Raw genomic sequence first — 19,962 nt, forward strand, 5'->3', positions numbered from 1 at the left:
TAAACCAGCAAAGCGGTACTCTGTTTTTAGCCACATTTTGAGACATCACGAATTTATTATTATCGGAGGAACTATGTTTAGAAGATATGCGACTGTCGCTTTATTAGTCGTCAGCTTTCTGCTGCCCGGTGCAGCCTTGCAAGCGCAATCGGTCGCGCCGCAAGAGAAGGTTGACCTTGAGGCGATAACCAAAATTAAAGATGAAGGCACAAAAAATTCCAAAGTCATGGAATTTTTAAGTTATATGACAGATGTGCATGGCCCCAGGCTTACGGGTTCACCGCAACTCAGAGGCGCGCAGGAATGGGCGAAAAAGAAATTTACCGAACTCGGTTTACAAAATGCCCGGCTTGAATCGTGGGGACCATTCGGGCGCGGTTGGTCACTCGAAAATTTCCAAATCAGTATGCTCAAACCCACCTTCAGCCCGGTTATCGCTTATCCGAAAGCCTGGTCAGGAAGCACCAAAGGCACGGTGCGCGGCGAAGTCGTTTATCTCAATATTAAAAACGATGCCGATTTTGAAAAGTACAAAGGCAAACTCAAAGGCGCGATTGTCCTGCTTGGCTCGGCGCGCGAAGTGAAAGCTCACTTTGAACCCGAAGGCGCGCGTATGACCGATAAGGATTTGCTGGAAATGGCAAACGCCCAACCGGCAGGCGGCGGACGCGGCGGCAATCAGGCTTTCCAGTTGAGTCCCGAACAACAGGCGCGCTTTGAACGCATGCGCGCCGAGCAGGCGTTGAACAACAAGAAATTGCTCTTCTGCGTTCAGGAAGGCGCAGCCGTCGTTCTTGAACCCGGTCGCGGCGATGGCGGCAACCTGTTCGTTCAATCCGCCACTCTGCCTTATCCGCAGGATACGCCTCCGAATCAGCGTAAAAATGTTCGTGACAAAGATGCGCCTGAAGTCATTCCGCAAATCGTTGTCTCGGTCGAACATTATAACCGCATGGCGCGCGCCATCGAAAAAGGCACGCCTGTGCAAATGGAGGTCAACGTTGCGGCAAAGTATTATGACCAGGATTTGAACGATTACAACGTTATCGCGGAAATCCCCGGCACCGATTTGAAAGACGAAATCGTGATGCTTGGCGGGCACTATGATTCATGGCACGGCGGCACTGGCGCTACCGACAATGCCGCGGGCTGCGCTGTGGCAATGGAAGCGGTTCGCATTATCCTGGCTTCGGGACTCAAACCCCGTCGCACGATTCGCGTGGCACTCTGGAGCGGCGAAGAGCAAGGACTGCTTGGTTCACGCGCTTATGTTGCGCAACATTTCGGCAGACGCACGGACGCCGGAGCCAATCAATTCGGCGGACCTCCGGGCGCAGGCGGCGGGCAGGCGCAACCTTCAACGCCGACTTTTGAAATCAAACCCGAACACGACAAATTCGCGGGCTATTTCAATCTCGACAACGGTACGGGCAAAATTCGCGGCGTCTATATGCAGGGCAATGAAGGCGTCCGCACGATTTTCCGCGCCTGGCTTGCGCCGTTCAAAGATATGGGCGCATCGACGCTAACGATTTCCAATACCGGCGGCACAGACCACTTGGCTTATGATGCGGTAGGACTTCCCGGATTCCAGTTCATTCAAGACACGGTTGAATACGACACGCGCACCCATCATTCGACACAAGACGTTTATGACCGCATTCAGGAAGACGATATGAAACAAGCCGCAATCATTATGGCGGCGTTCGTCTATAACACAGCGATGCGCGACCAGAAGTTGCCGCGCAAACCTTTACCGGGTCAGGTCGTGAATGCCAAAGCCGCAGGCAATTAAACCTCGCGGTAATTAAAGCACGATTGTTTGAGCCACAGATTACCTGGCGCAAAGTAAATTGGCGCGTTTGAATTTCGATTGAATTTTCAAGCGTGAAAATTTATGAAGCGTGAGGTAAGCTGTGGCTTAAATTTTTGAATCGGCGTTGGATTTTGCAGGAAAGCCGACAGATAGGTTATGAGCGTTTTCCTCTGCGTGTTCTCTGCGCCTCGGCGGTGAAATCGCCTGGCGCAAGCGTAACTTCAACCTCACAGGATTTGCTATGAATTATCCTGCGAATCAGGAGTAATTTATGCCAAAAGCGATTGATATGCATGTGCATTTGCCGACGGGCAGTTTTTTGGATGGGGCGATTCGCACCTTCAAACTCGCTGCCGAAAAATTCTTTCGCACCACGGTTCCGGTGCGCGATATGAGCGAGGTTGCCGCCAATTATCAAGCTCTTGATCTTCTCGGCGTCTTGCTCGCCTGGGATGCCGAGACTGCAACCGGACTTCCGCCGCTTACCAATGATGAAGTCGCAGAGATCGTCAAAACCTACCCGGAACAGTTTGTCTTTTTCGCTTCGGTTGACCCCTGGAAAGGCAAACGCGCGGTTGAAGAGATCGAACGCGCCGTTAAAGAACTCGGAGCCATCGGCGCGAAATTTCATCCCGGCGTGCAAGGATTCTATCCGCACGAAACCAGGTTTTATCCGCTCTATGAAAAGATTACCGAACTCGGCATCCCGGCGCTTTTTCATACGGGGACGAATGGACTCGGTGCGGGTGTGCCGGGCGGCATGGGCATCAAGATGGATTACACACGCCCGATTTATTTAGACCATGTGGCAGCGGATTTTCCTGAGCTTACAATAATCGGCGCGCACCCATCCTGGCCCTGGCACGAAGAGATGCTTGCCATCATCGGTCACAAAGCGAATGTGTTTATGGATTTGTCGGGCTGGTCGCCGCGCTATATTCCGGCGACGATACTCGATGAAGCGCGCACCCGTTTGCAGGATAGAATTCTCTTTGGCAGCGATTATCCGTTCATCACGCCTGAACGCTGGCTCAAAGATTTCGACAGGCTAGAAGACTTTTCCGACGAGGTGCGTCAAAAAATTCTCCACCACAATGCAAAACGGATTTTGAAATTGAATGAGTGAATTATGCAGGAAAACTTTGTAAAAATTATGGAGAGAATTTCTCTTGCCTTTGCGGCAAAGTACAGTTTACCACCCAAAGTTTGTAAAGATATTGGCTTTCATATGGTTGATTAGCTTGATGATTATGAGCAACTGGGAAGGGTTTTTGATATTTCTCAAACACTCAGTAATGAACAGACTTGCCAGATTATCGCGAAATTTCTAATCCATGCTACAAATCAGGTTGCCGCTGCTAAAAAATTAGCAGGCTATGGACCGATGGAAGATATCTTTAATGTTGGTATTTTGGAAGAAGATGATTTTGAAGAAATAACCAATGAAGAGTGACTTCATTATTCACCCGGTCTTGTGCCTGCTACTGCCCGGTAAAGTTCAAGAAATTTATTCCGCACAGAAGCATCAAGCTTTTCGGCAAAAGCTGCATCAAGCGATTTTGCTTTAATCATTTCCTGAACATCCGCAAGGTCTTTCAAGCGGTCAGGCGCAGTCATTCCCGATGCAAGTTTCAATTCAATCAGTTTTTCAAGCGTGATGGTTTTCACTCCGTCAATCATCACAAGGTGTTCTTCGGGATTGGGAAACTGCACAGATTTCGGAAGCCCATCGCCTGGATATTCGTCAGTGGTGATAATTTCAATCGGCACATTCTCTTCTGATGTGCGAAATTTTTTTGTCGAACCTTCAAACGCTGGACGATAACCTAAACCAACCAATTCATCACGAAATTTTTGCAAACCTTCTTTGGTGAGCAATAAATCGATATCTTCGGTAAATCGCCGATAACCATATTGATTCAAGGCAATCGCGCCAATCACCAGATAATCAATGCCATGTTCATCCAAATCATCGGCAATACGTCGCAACGCATTATTTAAAAGGCTTTTACCCATAAAAAACCTCAAACCCTCTTCATAGGCTTCGGTTGGCGAAGACAGTATTTGTTGAAAATCTCTGGTCAGCATATTCCATCTTCCAATCTGGTTGCCTTATCATACCACAGCCCAAGAACTGAACATCAAAATAAAAAAATCCGCCAGTATGCATTTTTGTTTGCAAACTAGCGGAGGAAACTATGGCAACGTTGATTTTTCGCTAACCGAAAACTTGCGGCTTATACGGCTTCTTTCAAAAATGTTTCTTCGTGCGCTTGATGGGTATTCCAATGATGGAACAGCCAGTCTTCAAAGACGCGGGCTTCGGCAAGTTTGCCGCTAAAACGCGCGCGGTTGCGACCAATCAAAGCCAACACTTCCGCGTGATGCTGGCCGGCGCGGTCGCCCAGTCGCCCGAAATAATCGTAAAGCGCCGCGATGCGCGCAACTGAATCTTTTGCCGCCTGGACATTTTTAAAGCTCAAGGCGTTTCTAAAAAATCGGCTGTAGAGATTTTGTTCAAGCGCCGTTGTGGTATACAAATCGAAGTAGCCGCTGATTAAGCCTGCCGATTGCAGCACGCTTGCCACATAACTCGGTTTGGTGCTGACCTTTTCCGCAATTTCACCGATTTCCGTTAAGCCCGATTTGAAAAGTTCAAGTATCTGACTTTTCTTTGAGGGCAGGGGCGCTTTACGAGTCGTGGTTCCCTTTTTAATTTGGTTTACTGAAACATTCGGCAAATCCGGTTGAAACGGCAGCACATTTGAATTAGTTAAAATTTCTTTTTCCTGCATATCATTTCCCTCCTTTGTGGAGAGCACATTCTTTACTAACGTCGATCAAAGACCGACTTCTCAACAAATCTTGTTGACAACTCTCATCTCCCAGTAAGCTTATTTGAGAGGCATTAATGTTCCACCTCTCAAACAAGTTACTTATTCTTTGCGAAATTTATCCCGCCTGACGGAGTTCACCATCGTCTGAACTTTTGGATTTCAAATAATCAATCATGGCGCTGGCGGCGCGGCGCGATAATTCTTCGGGTTTGCAATTCAATAGTTCCTTGCATTCGGCTTCCGCATCAATCTTCTGTGAATTGGCAATGGCGCGAATCGCGACCAACTGGCGCGGGGTAACCAACTCCGCCATGGTTTTGGCAATCGGCTCTTTCGGAAAGCTGACTTTACTTGCGGTCGCTTCAATCTCCTCTTCTTCTTTGCGATAGAGTTCGCGGGCAATACCGAATTTCACCGCAGCGCGTTTCAAGGCATCGTGTTCGGCTTTCTTGATTCCGGTTTCATCATAAGCGGTGCCGGTGCCGATGCCCTGGCGGGTGACGCCTTGAATGGTAAGCGAAGCGGTCACGGCAACCAAATCGCCAATCTGTTTGATGCTCACCACTTCATGCGACCAGTCAGGGCAGATGCGGTCAAGTAAATCGGCGACGGTGTGCCATTCGACATAATCGACTTCATGTTCACGCCCCTGGCGGTCGCGCCAACCGACGCGCTGTTTGACCATTTCGGGTTCTACCGATTGGGAAAGTTTTTTGAGCAATTGTTCAAACGGCAGCACGCGACCGGCGCTTGCCTGTCCGTTGACGAGATGAATATTGGCGTTTTCGTTCTGTGTCATTGGTGAAACAACCTCCTGCGTTTCGGTTTCTGAAATAACTGGGGTTTCTTGCACCCCAATCATTTGGTTACGGGGTTGGTGATGACCGGCGTTTGCTTCCTCGGCTTCGAGGTGAAACTTAACGGCTAAAATATGTTCACAGCGAAAGCGCGGTTCGCGCACCGTGCGTTCCTGAAACTGCGCGCAACTGCATTTCACGCGCCCGTCTTCATCTTTCCAGACGCGAAAGGTCTCTTTGCGAAATCCCGGCGCGGTCACGTTGAACCCTTCAAAATCGCGCCCCACCAAACCCATTGCCGCAATTGCCTTAGCGCGACCGATAGCCGAATTGTTGTGTTCCGGTGCGTTATGAATCATTGTGTGTCTCTCCTAACTTCTTTACTCATGCCAACCGGCGTTTGATACATCGCAAAGCGCGTTGCTCGAAGAAAACCCCGTACCCTCGTCCGTTTCTTGTTGACAACGCGCTTTGCGAATCTTTTTAAGTTGCCAGCCGCCTTATCATTTCCTTGTACGTTCAAAAATCTTATCGTGTTTCATACGTGAAACAATGTATCATAGCCCTGTGACTGTTGCAAGAATAAAATAAAGTGTTGCGTGCAATACTTGAAACATGTTATAAAAAGACCGGTAAAACAGCAGGAAGGAGTGTCTACAATGAACATCGAACCCACATTAAACATCGTTGAGTTGGGCGAGTACGTGAAACGCAAACGCGAAGATGACAAGTTGTCTTTGCGTGAAGTGGCAAAAAAAATCAACGTCAGCGCCTCGACGCTCTCGCGCATCGAAAATGGCATTGGCGTGCCCGACAGCGCCACGCTTGCGCGGCTCGCCGCCTGGCTTGGCATACCGCTTGAGCGATTGATGAAAGGGTCTTTGCTCAGCGAACATTTAACCAGAGATGCGGCACAGGCTGATGATTGGGCAGAGCCTGTGATATATTTTCCCACGGAATCCACGCCGAATATTGTTGAAGCTCACTTGCGCGCCGACCGCAAATTGAACCCCGAAATGGCCAAGGCGCTCGCAGAGCTTTTCCGTGTCGCGTACAAACAGTTCGCCGACAAAGAGAAATAACTGGAATTGTTCAACCGCGAGTAAAAACCGGGTTGACTATTTGTTGAACAGTTTCATTCATTGCATCATCAGTCGAAAGAAGTTGGTATGGAAAACGAAACCGCAGAACAGCCCTTTTCGCTCGAAGACTTGTTGCCGCCGACCGCCAAACGTCGCGTACACGAACGCATCGCCCTCAAAATACGCGAATTTGCCGGTGTCACAATCGATCAGATATTGAACCCCTGGGAACTCGCCCCTTACGTTAAACTCCGGGTCGTCAATATACGCGATGTGAAAGGACTCTCTGAAGAAGCCCGTAAACAACTGCTCCGCATGGATGGCAAAGGATGGTCGGGCGGCGCAAGTCGCCCGTTACCCGATGGCTCGCGTTTGGTATTTTTAAATCCCACCCACGGCAAAGAACGTCAGGCTGCAACCTTGATGGAAGAGGTCTGTCACGTCATCCTGGGTCATTCGCCGACCAGCATTCGCACCGAGCATTCCGACGAGCAGATCAATTTCCGCAACTTCAACGAAAATCAGGAAGAGGTCGCTTATGCGGTTGGCGCAGCCGCTTTGGTTCCCTTCTTTCCCTTAAAGCTCGCGGTTGATGAAGGCTTCTCATCAAATCGAATCGCTCGTCGTTTCGGCGTCAGCCGCGAACTGGTTGAGTACCGCATCAAAGTGTGCCGTTTGTGGGAAGCCTACAAACAGAAACAAAAGAGCGTGAGTTAAATAGCGCAAGCCTCGACTTAATTTCATTTCCAAAATGAATCCGTTTATGCCAAAAGCCACGACTAAGAAGAAGTCTGTCTACGAGGTTCATCCAAGCGTAGCAATGGTGAAAGATTGGATAGAACGTTTACCGGAAAAGACCGGTAGAAGTTTGGACGAATGGGTTCAGTTGGTAAAAAGCGCAGGTCCCACCTCTGAAAAAGAACAACGCCGGTGGCTTAAAGAAACTTATGGACTTGGCACCAATTCCGCCTGGTGGATTGCCGAACGCGCCGCAGGTAAAGGATTGGAAGACGGTGACCCTGAAACCTACCTCATTGCTGCCGAAAAATATGTTGAGGACATGTTTGCAGGCTCCAAAACCAAACTAAAACCGCTCTACGACGCGCTCTTGAAACTCGCCAAAAGCATCGGCAAAGAGGTCAAAGCCTGTCCCTGCAAAACCATCGTGCCGCTTTATCGCAAACACGTCTTCGCGCAAATCAAACCGACGACCCGCACCCGCATTGATTTCGGCTTCGCGCTCAAAAATACCCAACCGACGAAAAGGCTCCTATCAACCGGCGGTTTTGAAAAAGGCGACCGCATCACCCACCGCATCGAAATTACTTCGCTTACAGACATTGATGACGAGGTGAAACAGTGGTTACGGAAAGCCTACGAAATGGACGTTTGATTTCTTTCCCATAGCACCGTAACGGAAAATTTTATGAAAGGCAGAATTTTTTTATTTCAATGGGATGAAGTGAGCGCCGCAAAACGCGCCGAAGCCTTACGCACCAACGGTTGGCAGGTTGACTATGAAGCCGAAGATGGCGCACGTGGCGGCAAAAAAGTTCTCGAAAATCCTCCAGACATCGTCTTACTTGATTTAGCTCGTCGCGCTTCGCATTCACGCGCAACCGCCGGTGGCTTGCGCGGCTATAAAGCCGGACGATATCTCAACCTGCTCTTTATTGATGGCAAACCGGAAGACCTTGAAAAGACCCGTGCCAAAGTAACCGCCGCGCAATTTACGACTTCGTTAGAATTGCTTAAAACACTCGACCAATTTGCCAATATAGGTTTGCGCCAAACTTCTTAAACCGATTTCAAAGGCTTTTTCAACTTTTCAACTCTCGCATTGTCAATCGCGTCTCAGAGTTGACGCGCTGAAAATCGCAGACTAGGCTTTTACAGAGTAATTTCTTCAACTACTCAGCCGACAAACTCTATTTCAAGCTCGGAGGAAATTCGCGATGAAGCGTTTATTCGCATTTTCCATAGTGTTTTCGCTACTCTTCTCACTATCGAATGCCGATACAACACCCAAATTGCCCGACTGGTCGCAATGGCGTGGCAATGAGCGCACCAACATCTCCACCGAAACCGGACTGCTGAAATCCTGGTCGGGAGCGCCGCCCACTGTCTGGTCGATTCAAGGATTGGGTCCCGGTTACGGCTCGCTTGCCATCAAAGACGACCGCATTTTTGTGCAGGGCGGAAAAGATAATCAAAGCACGGTTTTCTGTTTAAATCGCGCCGATGGCAAAACCGTTTGGACAACTGCGCTGGGTCCGCTTCTTGACCAAGATCGCGGCGATGGGCCACGCGGCACGCCGACCATTGATGGCGACCGAATTTATGTGCTTTCGGAAAATGGCGACCTCGCCTGTTTGCGCGCCAAAGATGGCTCTGCCATTTGGAAGAAAAATATTCTCAAAGAATATAACGGCAACAATATTATCTGGCACATCAGCGAATCGCCTCTGGTTGATGGCAACAATTTGATTGTCATGCCCGGCGGCAATCAGGCTTGTCTGGTCGCGCTCGATAAGATGACCGGCAAAACTGTCTGGACAACCAAAGAGTTGAGCGACCCTGCCGGTTATGCTTCCTGCATTGTTGCCAATGTTGATGGTGTGCGAACCATTGTCGGATTTACCGCCAGAGCCTGTGTCGGCGTTCGCGCTGCGGATGGCAAGTTGATGTGGCGCAATTCTTCGGCTTCAAATAACACCGCTAACTGTTCGACGCCGGTTTTTTATAACAACAAGGTTTTCTACACCTCGGCTTACGGAACCGGTTGCGCGTTACTTGATTTAAGCGCCAGCAATGGGACGGTTTCCGCCAAGGAGGTCTATTTCAATCGCGAGATGCAAAATCATCACGGCGGGGTTGTGTTGTTGAATGGTTATCTCTATGGCTTTTCCAATTCGATTCTCACCTGCATGGAATTCGCAACGGGCAAAGTCATATGGCGCGACCGCAGCGTCGGCAAAGGCTCACTTACCGTTGCAGACGGACATCTCTACCTGCTGAGCGAGAAAAACCTGGTCGGACTTGCCGAAGCAACTCCCGAAGGCTACAAAGAGAAAGGGCGATTTTCTATCCCTGACCAGGGGCTTGATAGCTGGGCATACCCCGTAGTTTGTGGCGGCAAACTTTACATTCGCAATCAAGGCACACTCACCTGTTATGATGTGAAGGCGAAATAAAAATTTCAGAGAAGTATGGTTACACTTAAGCTGGCAATTTAGAGTTCGGATTTTCAGTTGATGATTTTGAACCAACAAAAAAACCGAACTCTAAATTGCCAATTGTTTAAATCTCAGCAAAATCCTGTCTGATTCTTCCTCAATGTAAATTTTTGCGGGTCGCGCAGCACACCTTTATCCATCTTTTTGCCATCACACTAGCGCAGAGGGGTCAACAGCTACTTTCAAGAATAAGGACAAACGTATATGAAAATGGAACACATCAAAAAAGGCATTGCCGGAGCCTTCATTGCCCTGACACTCATCCTCAGTGTTGGCGTCATGACAGAAAGCACGGCGCAAGCGCAAGACCGCCGATGGTCGCGTGACCGCGATGATCGTAATGACCATCGTTATAATGACCGTAATCGTGACTGGCAACGGCAACGCGAATGGGAGCGGCAACGCGAAATCGAACGCCGACGCGCCTGGGAACGCGAACGCGCCAGACGCGAAGCCTATCGTTATAGAAGTTATCCAAACGGCGGGTATGGCAATTATGGCGGTTATAATAACAACAATTATAATAACGAATTGCAGAAAGGTTATCGCGACGGGTTTAAGGAAGGAAAGGATGATGCGAAGGACCGCAAATATCCGAATCCGAACTATCACGGCAAATTCCGCAATGGCAATTATGCTTATCGCGAAGGCTTCCAAAGAGGCTATGACCAGGGCTATCGCCAGTATGCCTCTTATCGCCGCTGGTAACGCTTAAAGTTAATACAAAAACCAAAAAAGCGAATTGAATATTCAATTCGCTTTTTTATTTTCGGTTAACCTTTTTGCGGTTTTACAATTTTTTGACTTTTCAATCAGGGAACCATGACTTCAACTTCAATGCCGCGTCGCGCTTCCGTCAATCGCGCAGCGCTTTGTTTGCTTACCGCGAGTTCCAGAAATCCGGTGCTGCCGAAATAGGCAAACAGTTCATTGGTCGTCGCTTCAACATAATGCGTGAGAATGCGTTGCGCTTCAAATTTACCGACCCGCACGCGCGCATTGGCTCTTAAAAATTCGTCGGTCAATTCATTCTCGGTGATATTGGTGATGAGGTTGCCGAACCGGTCTACGTGAATCACATGCCCGCGAATCTGTTTACCGGAAACCACCGGAGTAGGAGTATTAAATTTCACATAATCGGTTACCTCTTCGCCCATCCGTCGCCAGTCAACCGCTTTGGAAACATAAGCCGCAGCCGGGGCAAAAATATCGCGACCATGAAAAGTATTGGAAATTTTCCAGCGAAAATAATGGGTTTCGGTCAAATGCACCACGCGATTCACATTTTCGCGTTGATAGATATAACTGAAAATGCCGTTATCCGGGCCAATGAAATAATATTCGTCGGTCATCACCAGAAGCGGACGTCGCTGCGAACCCACACCAGGGTCGACAACCGCAACATGAATTGTCCATTTGGGAAACTCCTGATAACAGCACATCAAGGTAAACGCCCCCGAATAAATATCGTGCGGCGCGATTTGGTGGGTTAAATCAATGATGTCAACTTCGCGATTGACCGCGTAAATTGCTCCCTTCATCGCAGGGACAAAATAATCGGCTTCACCGAAATCCGTCAGCAGGGTAATCATTGGTCGCTTATCAGCCATTGTGCTCTTTCTCCAAAATTAAATTCGCCAAACATTTTCATTCTACCGCACCAAGCAATCATCGCCTTCAGCTAAGCTCTTCGAGCTTTTCACGGTCGCCATCATAACTCAGTTTTTTACGCGCTTCATCCAGGCTGCACCATTTCGCTTCATCAGTTTCCGTGCCATCGGTAAACAGTTCGCCGCCCGTCACCTTCATTAAAAAATAATGTACGACTTTAGGTTTGATTTCGCCTTTGCGTGTCGTGTACGCATACCGTGTGTTCGACAACTCGCGGATGAGTTCACATTCCAGTCCGGTCTCTTCGCGTACTTCTCTGAGCGCCCCAGCTTCAATGGTTTCGCCCTCATCGAGTTTGCCTTTCGGGAATGACCAATCATTATAACCGGGACGGTGCACCAGCAAAACGCCTCCCTCATCATTTACAATCACGCCACCCGCGGCAACAATTTCCGATTTTTCAACTGTCTCAGTCATAGGCGAAAAATAGCATAGCTTCGGTTGAATTGACACGGCTTTGACGGACGGGCTAGGCTCAACCCTATGGAAGAAACCAAGACTCATCACCCCGATGCCGACCCGGCGATTCGCGTCGTATTAATGCCCAAGGACACCAACGCTCATGGCACGATTTTCGGCGGCGTGATTCTCAGTTACATAGACATCGCTGCGGCTATCGAAGTCCGCAAACATACTATAAAAAAGATTGTCACCAAAGCCATGCACGAAGTGGTTTTTGTCGCACCGGTGTTTGTCGGCGATATTGTCAGTTTTTATACGGAACTGGTGCGCATCGGCAATACTTCAATCACCGTGCGCGTCACCGTTGAAGCCGAGCGCGTCCTGAATCCTGCGGACGTTGCCCGCGTCACCGAAGCCGAAGTGGTATACGTCGCGGTCGATGATAACCGCCGTCCGATTCCTATCAGAAATAGTAATGAGTAATGAGTAATGAGTGATGAGTCGGATGAGGGGCTTATCATTCATTACTCATTATTCATCGCTCATCACTGAAAATGCGAGCATTTCATTCCAATCAATACGTCATTGAGTTGCCGGAAAATCATACCTTCCCGATTATCAAATATGGGGAGATTCGCAACCGTCTGGTCAGTGAAGCGACGCTTGCCGACAATCAAATTACCGAACCGCAACTGGCAACGCGCGATGAAATTTTGCTGGTACACACAGCGGATTATTATGACCGCTTCATCGCAGGCGAACTCACTGAGCGTGAACTTCGGCGTCTAGGGTTGCCTTATTCTGAGGTTTTGGTGCGGCGTTCGCGATTTTCCGTAGCCGGGACGATTCACGCGGCACGCGCCGCCATGCTTGAAGGCATCAGCGCCAATTTAGGCGGCGGCACCCATCACGCTTTCAGCGATCACGGCGAAGGTTTCTGCGTGTTCAATGATATTGCAGTCGCCATTAATCTACTGCGCGCCGAAGGTCGCATTCATCGCGCCGCAGTCATCGATTGCGATGTCCATCAAGGCAATGGCACGGCGGCGATTTTTGCTACCGACCCGGAGGTCTTCACGCTCTCGCTGCACGGCGAGAAAAATTATCCGCTCATCAAACAATCAAGCACCATTGATGTGGCGCTTGCCGATAACACCGAAGACGAAGAATATCTCGACCGGCTCGAACAACATCTCGCGCCGGTGCTTGACCGCTTTCGTCCCGACATCGTGTTTTATCAAGCAGGGGTTGACCCGCTCAACACAGACCGGCTCGGTCGTCTCGCGCTCACCCACGAAGGCTTGATGCGCCGCGACGCGCTGCTATTCAAAGCTTGTCTTGCGCGGTCATTGCCTTGCGTCATCACGCTTGGCGGCGGCTACGCGAAAAACGTAGAAGATACCATCGAAGCGCATTGCAATACGATTCGCACAGCCAACGAAATCTATTCCTGATGAATCATTAAACAGACGACGGAACAAACGGAAATAACCGAACAAACGGAAGACGGACAGTTCGATAGGCGTTGATGTCAAATAAACCGCACAAGACTTAAAGGTTTTAGAAATGCGCGCAGAGCAACCCCAAAGAACGCTGCGCCCTCTGCGTCCTCTGCGGTTTCAAACTTTCCGGAGTTTTATTCAAGCGCGCGGTGTCACCTACGCTTAAAGCTTTTCCGTTTGTTCCGGTTTTATTCCGTCTGTTCCGTAGTTTAAAATAAGTTTTCGCGTTGTAACCTTTCCCCGGAAAGGCGCGTTTACTCAGATACAAAAATTTATTGGAGGCTAGATAGTGAAATCCCGTTTATCCGTTTTACTTTTTTCTTTAACCTTATTACTGGCAATTGCCGTCGATGCGCGAACCTTGCAGGATAAAAAACCGAAACTGTTTATCGGTTCATTGGAATATTCATTCGGCACAGTTTCAGCCGGTACGCCTTTGAATTACAGTTTCAAACTGCAAAATATCGGTGATGGCAATCTCGAAATTAAAAATGTCGAACCCGCCTGCGGTTGTACCGCAAGCGATTACGATAAAGTGATAGCGCCGGGCAAAGAAGGCAAAATTTCGCTTTCCATCAAAGACACCGAAAGCTATAACGGTGATGTCGTGAAAACCGCAACCGTAACCACCAATGACCCTGCGCGTCCAACCTTCACATTGACGCTTCGGGCAACCTTCACCAGAGATTAAATTTCATCGGTCAATTTTCGCGCGGCAATCTCAACTTGCTTTGCGCCGAGTGGTCGAATAACTTGAATAGGCTGGGGTTTCGTGAAAACCTCAGCCTATTTGCTTTTGAAACAGTCGCCGGTTCTATTGCGTATGAATTGGCGATTCAATAATCAGCAAGGAGCAAAACCATGTCGAGCAAGTTTGATGAATTGAGAAAGCGCGTCACCGATACCGCCCGCGATTTAGATAAAAAATTCGAGATTACCGATAAACTCAATCAAGGCGCAAAAGCCGCGACCGACGCATTGAAAAAAGGCGCGGACGTTGCCACTTCGGCAATTGACGCGGCGCGCGAAGAAGCGGCGCGCATCAACCGCGAGCATAAAGTCACCGAAACTGTAAGTGACGCCGCCAAGCGAACCGCAAGCGCCGCAAGTGATGTCGCCAAAAGCGTGGTGAGCACGGCTGACGAAGTTGCCGAACAAAGCGGCGTAAAAAAAACGGCAACTGACGTAAAAGATAAAGTCGGCGAAGTCGTCGATGATGCCTCAAAAAAAGCCGGAGAGGTTTTTGACGAAGCAAAATCCAAGACCGCAGATTTATTCGGTGAAGCAAAAAAGTTTTATGATAACGCCTCGGGCGCAGCGCAGACCGGCGTGTCAGCAGCACGACTTCCGGCATCGGTGCTCGGCGCGGTGGCAAGCGCCAGGAAATGGATAACAGAAAATCCCGGCAAAACCGCTGTCGTATCGCTTGCCTTCATCGCGGGCACACGCGCCGGCGCGGCGTTCTCAACGCTTGATGTGGCGCTTCTGGGCGCAGGCGGCGCGGGTAACTGGTTTTTTCATTCGGCAATCGTGCCTTATGGACTCAGGAAACTTTCCGAAAAATACGAAGCCTATTTGAAAAAACAGGAAACCTTAATCAATGAAGGCAAGCTCACCGAAGCGGAAACTTCACGAGTGAAATTTGAACGCGATTTGGCAAAATATGTCGGCGCGCCATTGCTTGGCGCATTTTCCGTCGCCGCAGGCGCAGGACTTTTGTATGAAGCCTTCACCGGCGGCGTGGTCGGCGGCTTTCCGATTAATTTAGTTTTAGGCGGCAACCCCATGCTTTCGAGCATCTGGTTATTCGCCAATGGCATGATCTGTTTTCATAACGGCTACAAATTTTTCATGATGGCGCTTGCCGACCAGGAAGATGTGGCTCGCGTCGTGCGCGACATCAAAGGCTTGCTCCCCGCGAATGTGTAAGTAAAATCAGAGGTGTTATGCAAGTAAAATTAGAGAAATCAGGTGAAGACATCGCATTAAAAATTCCTAAATCAATCGCCGCGAAATCGAAAATCAAGCAAAGTTCAGTAGTCAACTTATCGGTTGTTGACGGCAACATCATTGTTAAACCGGTGACTGAAAAAGAGTACACTCTTGAAGAACTCTTAAAGGGCGTAACGCGAAAAAACATTCATAAAGAAACAGATTTTGGGAATCCCGCAGGCAAAGAGTTACTATGACGGCAACTTATGTTCCTGAGCGTGGCGATGTGGTATGGATTGAATTCAATCCACAAGCAGGCCACGAACAAGCAGGCAGACGTCCGGCGCTGATTCTTTCACCCTCAGTTTATAATGGCAAAGTTGGGTTAGGGATATTCTGCCCCATCACCAATCAGGTTAAAGGCTATCCATTTGAAGTTGCCATTCCTAAAGGGCTTAAAATAAGTGGCGTAATTTTATCTGACCAGGCGAAAAGTTTAGACTGGAAGGCGCGAAAGATTACGTTTATTTGCAAACTGCCAATGGCAATCGTTGATGACGTGTTAAAAAAGTTGAACACGCTATTAAGATAATTGCGATATGCGCGACATCAAAGGCTTGCTCCCTGTGAATGTGTAATGCAAAATACGACCATTAAATTTGCTTTATGCGGAGCAAGCAAAATGGCTGAGGCAACCAAAGCGCGGAAAATAGGAAAAGCCGACCTTTTTATATTCAGTGTTTTCCTACTACTGATCGCCGGTGAGGTTCTTGCCAGCTTCGGGCTAAATAAGTTCTTAGCTTTTTTTATTACCGGCTCATTTGGTCTGCTTATCGCTTATCCAGCGCTCAGAAAACCCAACGAGAAATTTTTAAAATACGCTGTTAAAACGGAATGTCGTATGAGCATTCTCCTGATTGTCGGTGTGCTTACAAAATATCTGCCTAATCCAACTTTTTCCGACAAGGTATCAAAATTTTTGGGAATAGGGTTACTCGCTGTTGCGGTGGCGCTCTGTCTGTTTTTGGGTATTAAAGAGTTTTATAAACTGAACCCATTACAGCGGCAAAGTTTGGTAAAATGGACAATAAAATTTTATGCAAAGATGTGTGGGGTTGCTGCCGTAGGATTTCTGATTCTGGCAATGATTTTGGGAATGTAAAACATTTAAGCTTATTCTGTAATTGTCTTGTTCTTATAAATGTGTAGAGCGAAATTTGTCTTAGTATAAACCCTGCCCGGCAAAATAATATGAACTCCATCAATATCGCGCTTCTCGGTTTTGGCAATGTCGCTCAGGCATTTGTTCGCTACATTAATGCAAATCATCCTGAAATCAACATTCGCGCGGTTAGTGATTCAAGTGGCGCGTTGATGCTTGAATCCGGCGAACAACTCAACGCTTTACTCGCTCATAAAGCATCAGGGAAAACGCTTCGCGAATTTTCATCGGGCATGATTACTAATCATCCATCCGCGCTCATCAACACTCTCAAATCAGCGGGCGTTTCCTGCATCGTTGAATCATTGCCAACCAATATCACCGATGGACAACCGGCGTTTGATTTACTGAGGCAAGCTTTATCGCAGGGCATTTATGTCGTCACTGTTGATAAAGGCTCGCTGGTTCATGGCTTCACTGCGCTTCAACAAATCGCCGCAAATACCAATGTGCAACTGGGGTTCACAGGCACAACCGGCGTGGCGATTCCTGATGAACTCGGCGGTCAATCGGTATTGGAAATTCGCGGCGTCTTAAACGGCACCTCGAATTTCATCCTCTCAGCCATGCAGGAGCAGGGGCTTTCGTTTAACGAAGCTTTGAGCATCGCTCAACGCGATGGCATCGCCGAACCCGACCCGCGCCTCGACATTGAAGGCTGGGACACCGCCTGCAAAATTCTCATTCTCGCGAAAGCCTTGATGGATAATAAAAACAACCGGGACGCCACACTCAATGACGTTGCGCGCATCGGCATCAGCGCGGAAACCGAAAAGCTTATCGAAGCGGCTCGCAAAACCAACCGACGGGTTCGCCTCGTCGGGCGGGCGCGCATCTGGCAAGGCCGGTTGCGCGTCAGTGTCGCGCCAAAACTTGTCCAACCGGATTCGCCCTTTTATGCAGTAAGCGGCACATCGAAACTCGCGGTGTTCAGAACCGCTGAACGCGGCGAAATTATTTCACAAGCGCGTTCCGGTCGCGACGCCATTTCGCAAATCATTGTCGAAGATATTTTGCGCATAACAAGTCTGGAGTCTGGAGTCCGGCGTCTGGAGTCAGAATAAGAAACGTTGGGTTGTCAGTCTTCACCTGTAAACAAAGAAAGTTGCGGGTCAGGCTCTTCGGCGTGAGTTGAATGATGCTGTGGGTGGTCGTTGGTGTGCGAAGCCCGAAGCGCGTGTTTGACATCTTTCAAATTAAATCGAATCAACCGGTCGGTGAGCATCACCGCAGGAATTTTCCCTGCGCGTCGCAGTTTATGGATGGTTGATTCGCTGATTTGTAAAATCTGCGCCAGTTGTTTGGCGGTCAGATACTCAACGCGCTTCGGCTCAGCAGATTCCGCTTCGCCCGGTTTTTCGCGGGTTTCCTGAACTATGATTTTTTGATGTTCAGTTGCCATTCATTTAATCATCGCCCGTTATTAAATTCAGCTTAATCCATTTCATGTTTGATTGGCGTTTTCTTCATTGCTTTGATGATTTGCTTTCTAGTGTTAGAAAGAACCTGGGCGCTGCTATAGGATTCCCAGAGAAGATAAGCAGCCAACCCCAAAACAACAACCGTAATCGTCAGAGATGCACAAACTGAAATCGAGTAAACCCAATTCAACCAAAATAGTCCGATGCTAAACAATATCAACGCAGGAGCCATCGAAAGTTCAAACTTCATTCGCGTCAAAAATGTTTGTAAATATCGTTGACCGACTATTTCATCTTTTAATTTTAATCGAAGATAGTTATTCCAATTCTCTTCATGAGTAGCATCTTGTTTTTTCAGTAGCTTATCCCACCCTACTTCAATGCGTGAACCTACATCCTCAAGAATCAACCCCACAGCAAGGGCGCAGATAGTGATAATGACAACAAAGGCTGACGGCTGACTTTCTCGAAAAAATTTAACTTGCGGAATGTAATGTCCAAGCAACAAGGCATACGGACTACTCGCAGTCACGCCCGGTATGAATAAGATAATCAGCGGGCGGAACAGTTCGCTTTTGAGAGCAGAGATAATGTCCATAAGCGTTCTTCAACCTTATCGGTTATCCTAACTACTCTTTCACAGGTTCAAGAGTAAACGCGAGCGGCACGGATTCATCTTCACCGACATCCACGGTTTTGGTTTGTGGTTTGTAGCCGCTCAGAATCGCCGTCACCTGATAGCGCGCGCGAACCGGCGGCAGACGAAAAGCGAATTCGCCGCGACTGTTGGAAATATATTCCATTTTCACCGAATCGATTTTTTTATTCTCCCTGGCTTCTTCATCATTACGAATGCGCTGCAATTTCAAGCGCACGCCTTGCAGCGAAAAGCCCTGCTCATCAAATACCGACCCGCGCAATAAAGATGTCCGACGGGCTTTCGGCAATTGATAAGTTTTCACTTTGGTTTCTTTGCCCTCTTCGACCTGCTGCATCACGCGAAGCGTGCCGCCTTGTCGTCCTTCGGCATCAAAACTCAAAGTGTAAGAATCGGCGTCCAACTCAAAAACATAGTTGCCATCCTTGTCGGTCGCGGTCTCTTGCACTTTGCGTGTGCGGCTGCTCATCACGCGCACCTCTGCGCCGACAATCGGTTTGCCTTTTTCGTCTTCGAGTTTGCCTTTGAGAGTGCCTTTTTGCTGCGCAAATGCGGTGAGTGAAAATATCGAAATCAACGTTAAAATATAAAATAGCTTTTTCATTAAACACATTCCTGATTTGAGTCTCGCGAGTCTTGCGAGTTTTGCGAGTCTGGCGAGTCTAAATAGTCAACTCCCACCGAGCATTGGAAGTGGCATTGACTAATGAGACTGGCAAGACTCGCAAAACTCGCAAGACTTCCCGGTTGATTTTGCTTTTTCGCTTCAACAAAAGTCAACCGCTGGCTTATGATGCGAAGGTGCGAATCATCAGCGGCATCCATCGCGGCAGAAAATTAAAAACCGTTGCGGGACAAGAGGTACGCCCGACCTCTGACCGATTGCGCGAAACCCTGTTCAACATTCTCGCGCCTGATATTCGCGACGCCCAGGTTTTAGACATCTGCGCCGGGTCTGGAGCCATTGCTATTGAAGCATTAAGTCGCGGCGCTGCAAGTATCACCTTGATTGACCAGTCGCGCCGCGCCTGTCAAATTATTCAAGAGAATCTGCGCGCGCTTGGCATCAACGACGAAGCCCGCGTTTTAAACCGCGATGCGCTTGCCGCCATCAAACAACTCGAAACCGAAAATCAGGCATTCGATATTGTTTATTTCGACCCGCCTTATGCGTCACCGCTTTATGCGCAAGTGATGAATCAACTCGGCGCGAGTTCAATCATTCACCCGCATTCAATCGTCATTGTTGAACACCACACCAAAACGCCGATTGAAAAGGAGTACGGCAAATTAAAAATTTACCGCGAACTCAAACAGGGCGAATCGGCGCTAGGGTTTTATTCGGTAGCCGGTAATCGGTAGCCGGTGGTCGGTTGTTACCGCATA

25 protein-coding genes are annotated in these 19,962 nt (G+C 48.6%); 17 read left to right on the forward strand and 8 right to left on the reverse strand.

Going from position 1 to position 19,962, the window contains the following annotated elements; all coding sequences use genetic code 11:
* Window positions 1-73 precede the first annotated feature (73 nt).
* On the forward strand, window positions 74-1,795 hold the full coding sequence (locus AB1757_13805) for a M20/M25/M40 family metallo-hydrolase (GenBank protein MEW6128110.1): 1,722 nt from the start codon (window positions 74-76) through the stop codon (window positions 1,793-1,795).
* A gap of 292 nt (window positions 1,796-2,087) precedes the next feature.
* A complete protein-coding gene (locus AB1757_13810) occupies window positions 2,088-2,942 on the forward strand; it encodes an amidohydrolase family protein (protein MEW6128111.1) in 855 nt (284 codons plus the stop codon).
* 332 nt (window positions 2,943-3,274) lie between these two features.
* On the opposite strand, the gene AB1757_13815 is transcribed toward AB1757_13810, so the two are convergent.
* The 3 genes from AB1757_13815 to AB1757_13825 all read right to left on the reverse strand — a co-directional run bounded on the left by AB1757_13815 (window position 3,275) and on the right by AB1757_13825 (window position 5,809).
* The gene (locus AB1757_13815) at window positions 3,275-3,904 is read right to left on the reverse strand and encodes a nucleotidyltransferase (GenBank protein MEW6128112.1); all 630 of its coding nucleotides are present in this window, start codon (window positions 3,902-3,904) and stop codon (window positions 3,275-3,277) included.
* Window positions 3,905-4,053: 149 nt separating this feature from the next.
* Window positions 4,054-4,611 (reverse strand): hypothetical protein, encoded by a 558-nt coding sequence (locus tag AB1757_13820; GenBank protein MEW6128113.1) that lies wholly within the window; start codon window positions 4,609-4,611, stop codon window positions 4,054-4,056.
* Between the two features lie 157 nt (window positions 4,612-4,768).
* Window positions 4,769-5,809 carry a Rad52/Rad22 family DNA repair protein gene (locus AB1757_13825; protein MEW6128114.1) on the reverse strand — a complete coding sequence of 347 codons (1,041 nt, stop codon included), beginning with the start codon at window positions 5,807-5,809 and terminating at the stop codon, window positions 4,769-4,771.
* 300 nt (window positions 5,810-6,109) lie between these two features.
* On the opposite strand from AB1757_13825, the gene AB1757_13830 reads away from it, so the two are divergent.
* The 6 genes from AB1757_13830 to AB1757_13855 all read left to right on the forward strand — a co-directional run bounded on the left by AB1757_13830 (window position 6,110) and on the right by AB1757_13855 (window position 10,476).
* Window positions 6,110-6,532, forward strand: coding sequence for a helix-turn-helix transcriptional regulator (locus AB1757_13830; GenBank protein ID MEW6128115.1), 423 nt, complete (start codon window positions 6,110-6,112; stop codon window positions 6,530-6,532).
* Between the two features lie 87 nt (window positions 6,533-6,619).
* Window positions 6,620-7,249: an ImmA/IrrE family metallo-endopeptidase gene (locus AB1757_13835; protein ID MEW6128116.1), complete on the forward strand. Its 630-nt coding sequence runs from the start codon at window positions 6,620-6,622 to the stop codon at window positions 7,247-7,249.
* A 46-nt stretch (window positions 7,250-7,295) separates the two neighbouring features.
* Window positions 7,296-7,925 carry a DUF5655 domain-containing protein gene (locus AB1757_13840; protein MEW6128117.1) on the forward strand — a complete coding sequence of 210 codons (630 nt, stop codon included), beginning with the start codon at window positions 7,296-7,298 and terminating at the stop codon, window positions 7,923-7,925.
* Between the two features lie 33 nt (window positions 7,926-7,958).
* Window positions 7,959-8,333, forward strand: a complete 375-nt coding sequence (locus tag AB1757_13845) for a hypothetical protein (GenBank protein MEW6128118.1) — start codon at window positions 7,959-7,961, stop codon at window positions 8,331-8,333.
* Between the two features lie 154 nt (window positions 8,334-8,487).
* The gene (locus tag AB1757_13850) at window positions 8,488-9,726 is read left to right on the forward strand and encodes a PQQ-binding-like beta-propeller repeat protein (GenBank protein ID MEW6128119.1); all 1,239 of its coding nucleotides are present in this window, start codon (window positions 8,488-8,490) and stop codon (window positions 9,724-9,726) included.
* A gap of 246 nt (window positions 9,727-9,972) precedes the next feature.
* A complete protein-coding gene (locus tag AB1757_13855) occupies window positions 9,973-10,476 on the forward strand; it encodes a hypothetical protein (GenBank protein ID MEW6128120.1) in 504 nt (167 codons plus the stop codon).
* A 104-nt stretch (window positions 10,477-10,580) separates the two neighbouring features.
* Here AB1757_13855 and AB1757_13860 read toward each other — a convergent pair whose 3' ends face one another.
* Window positions 10,581-11,378, reverse strand: a complete 798-nt coding sequence (locus tag AB1757_13860) for an SAM-dependent chlorinase/fluorinase (GenBank protein ID MEW6128121.1) — start codon at window positions 11,376-11,378, stop codon at window positions 10,581-10,583.
* A 67-nt stretch (window positions 11,379-11,445) separates the two neighbouring features.
* Complete coding sequence (locus tag AB1757_13865; GenBank protein ID MEW6128122.1) at window positions 11,446-11,856, reverse strand: NUDIX hydrolase; 411 nt, start codon at window positions 11,854-11,856, stop codon at window positions 11,446-11,448.
* Window positions 11,857-11,922: 66 nt separating this feature from the next.
* On the opposite strand from AB1757_13865, the gene AB1757_13870 reads away from it, so the two are divergent.
* The 8 genes from AB1757_13870 to AB1757_13905 all read left to right on the forward strand — a co-directional run bounded on the left by AB1757_13870 (window position 11,923) and on the right by AB1757_13905 (window position 17,561).
* Window positions 11,923-12,324: an acyl-CoA thioesterase gene (locus AB1757_13870; protein MEW6128123.1), complete on the forward strand. Its 402-nt coding sequence runs from the start codon at window positions 11,923-11,925 to the stop codon at window positions 12,322-12,324.
* A 71-nt stretch (window positions 12,325-12,395) separates the two neighbouring features.
* On the forward strand, window positions 12,396-13,295 hold the full coding sequence (locus AB1757_13875) for a histone deacetylase (protein MEW6128124.1): 900 nt from the start codon (window positions 12,396-12,398) through the stop codon (window positions 13,293-13,295).
* Window positions 13,296-13,632: 337 nt separating this feature from the next.
* Window positions 13,633-14,034, forward strand: coding sequence for a DUF1573 domain-containing protein (locus tag AB1757_13880; protein MEW6128125.1), 402 nt, complete (start codon window positions 13,633-13,635; stop codon window positions 14,032-14,034).
* A gap of 170 nt (window positions 14,035-14,204) precedes the next feature.
* Window positions 14,205-15,272: a hypothetical protein gene (locus AB1757_13885; protein MEW6128126.1), complete on the forward strand. Its 1,068-nt coding sequence runs from the start codon at window positions 14,205-14,207 to the stop codon at window positions 15,270-15,272.
* A 17-nt stretch (window positions 15,273-15,289) separates the two neighbouring features.
* Window positions 15,290-15,532: an AbrB/MazE/SpoVT family DNA-binding domain-containing protein gene (locus AB1757_13890; GenBank protein ID MEW6128127.1), complete on the forward strand. Its 243-nt coding sequence runs from the start codon at window positions 15,290-15,292 to the stop codon at window positions 15,530-15,532.
* On the forward strand, window positions 15,529-15,867 hold the full coding sequence (gene mazF / locus AB1757_13895; GenBank protein MEW6128128.1) for an endoribonuclease MazF: 339 nt from the start codon (window positions 15,529-15,531) through the stop codon (window positions 15,865-15,867). The genes AB1757_13890 and mazF overlap by 4 nt, the downstream gene beginning before the upstream one ends.
* Before the next feature lie 45 nt (window positions 15,868-15,912).
* Window positions 15,913-16,437 (forward strand): hypothetical protein, encoded by a 525-nt coding sequence (locus AB1757_13900; protein ID MEW6128129.1) that lies wholly within the window; start codon window positions 15,913-15,915, stop codon window positions 16,435-16,437.
* An 89-nt stretch (window positions 16,438-16,526) separates the two neighbouring features.
* Window positions 16,527-17,561 (forward strand): hypothetical protein, encoded by a 1,035-nt coding sequence (locus AB1757_13905; GenBank protein MEW6128130.1) that lies wholly within the window; start codon window positions 16,527-16,529, stop codon window positions 17,559-17,561.
* Between the two features lie 14 nt (window positions 17,562-17,575).
* On the opposite strand, the gene AB1757_13910 is transcribed toward AB1757_13905, so the two are convergent.
* The 3 genes from AB1757_13910 to AB1757_13920 are packed head-to-tail and all read right to left on the reverse strand — an operon-like array spanning window position 17,576 to window position 19,180.
* Window positions 17,576-17,899: a helix-turn-helix domain-containing protein gene (locus tag AB1757_13910; GenBank protein ID MEW6128131.1), complete on the reverse strand. Its 324-nt coding sequence runs from the start codon at window positions 17,897-17,899 to the stop codon at window positions 17,576-17,578.
* A 32-nt stretch (window positions 17,900-17,931) separates the two neighbouring features.
* Window positions 17,932-18,516: a hypothetical protein gene (locus AB1757_13915; GenBank protein MEW6128132.1), complete on the reverse strand. Its 585-nt coding sequence runs from the start codon at window positions 18,514-18,516 to the stop codon at window positions 17,932-17,934.
* 31 nt (window positions 18,517-18,547) lie between these two features.
* On the reverse strand, window positions 18,548-19,180 hold the full coding sequence (locus AB1757_13920) for a carboxypeptidase-like regulatory domain-containing protein (GenBank protein MEW6128133.1): 633 nt from the start codon (window positions 19,178-19,180) through the stop codon (window positions 18,548-18,550).
* A 95-nt stretch (window positions 19,181-19,275) separates the two neighbouring features.
* Here AB1757_13920 and rsmD point away from each other — a divergent pair, with 95 nt between their 5' ends.
* Window positions 19,276-19,938, forward strand: a complete 663-nt coding sequence (rsmD, locus tag AB1757_13925) for a 16S rRNA (guanine(966)-N(2))-methyltransferase RsmD (GenBank protein MEW6128134.1) — start codon at window positions 19,276-19,278, stop codon at window positions 19,936-19,938.
* Window positions 19,939-19,962: the final 24 nt, after the last annotated feature.

The organism is Acidobacteriota bacterium (assembly GCA_040754075.1).
Lineage (GTDB): Bacteria > Acidobacteriota > Blastocatellia > UBA7656 > UBA7656 > JBFMDH01.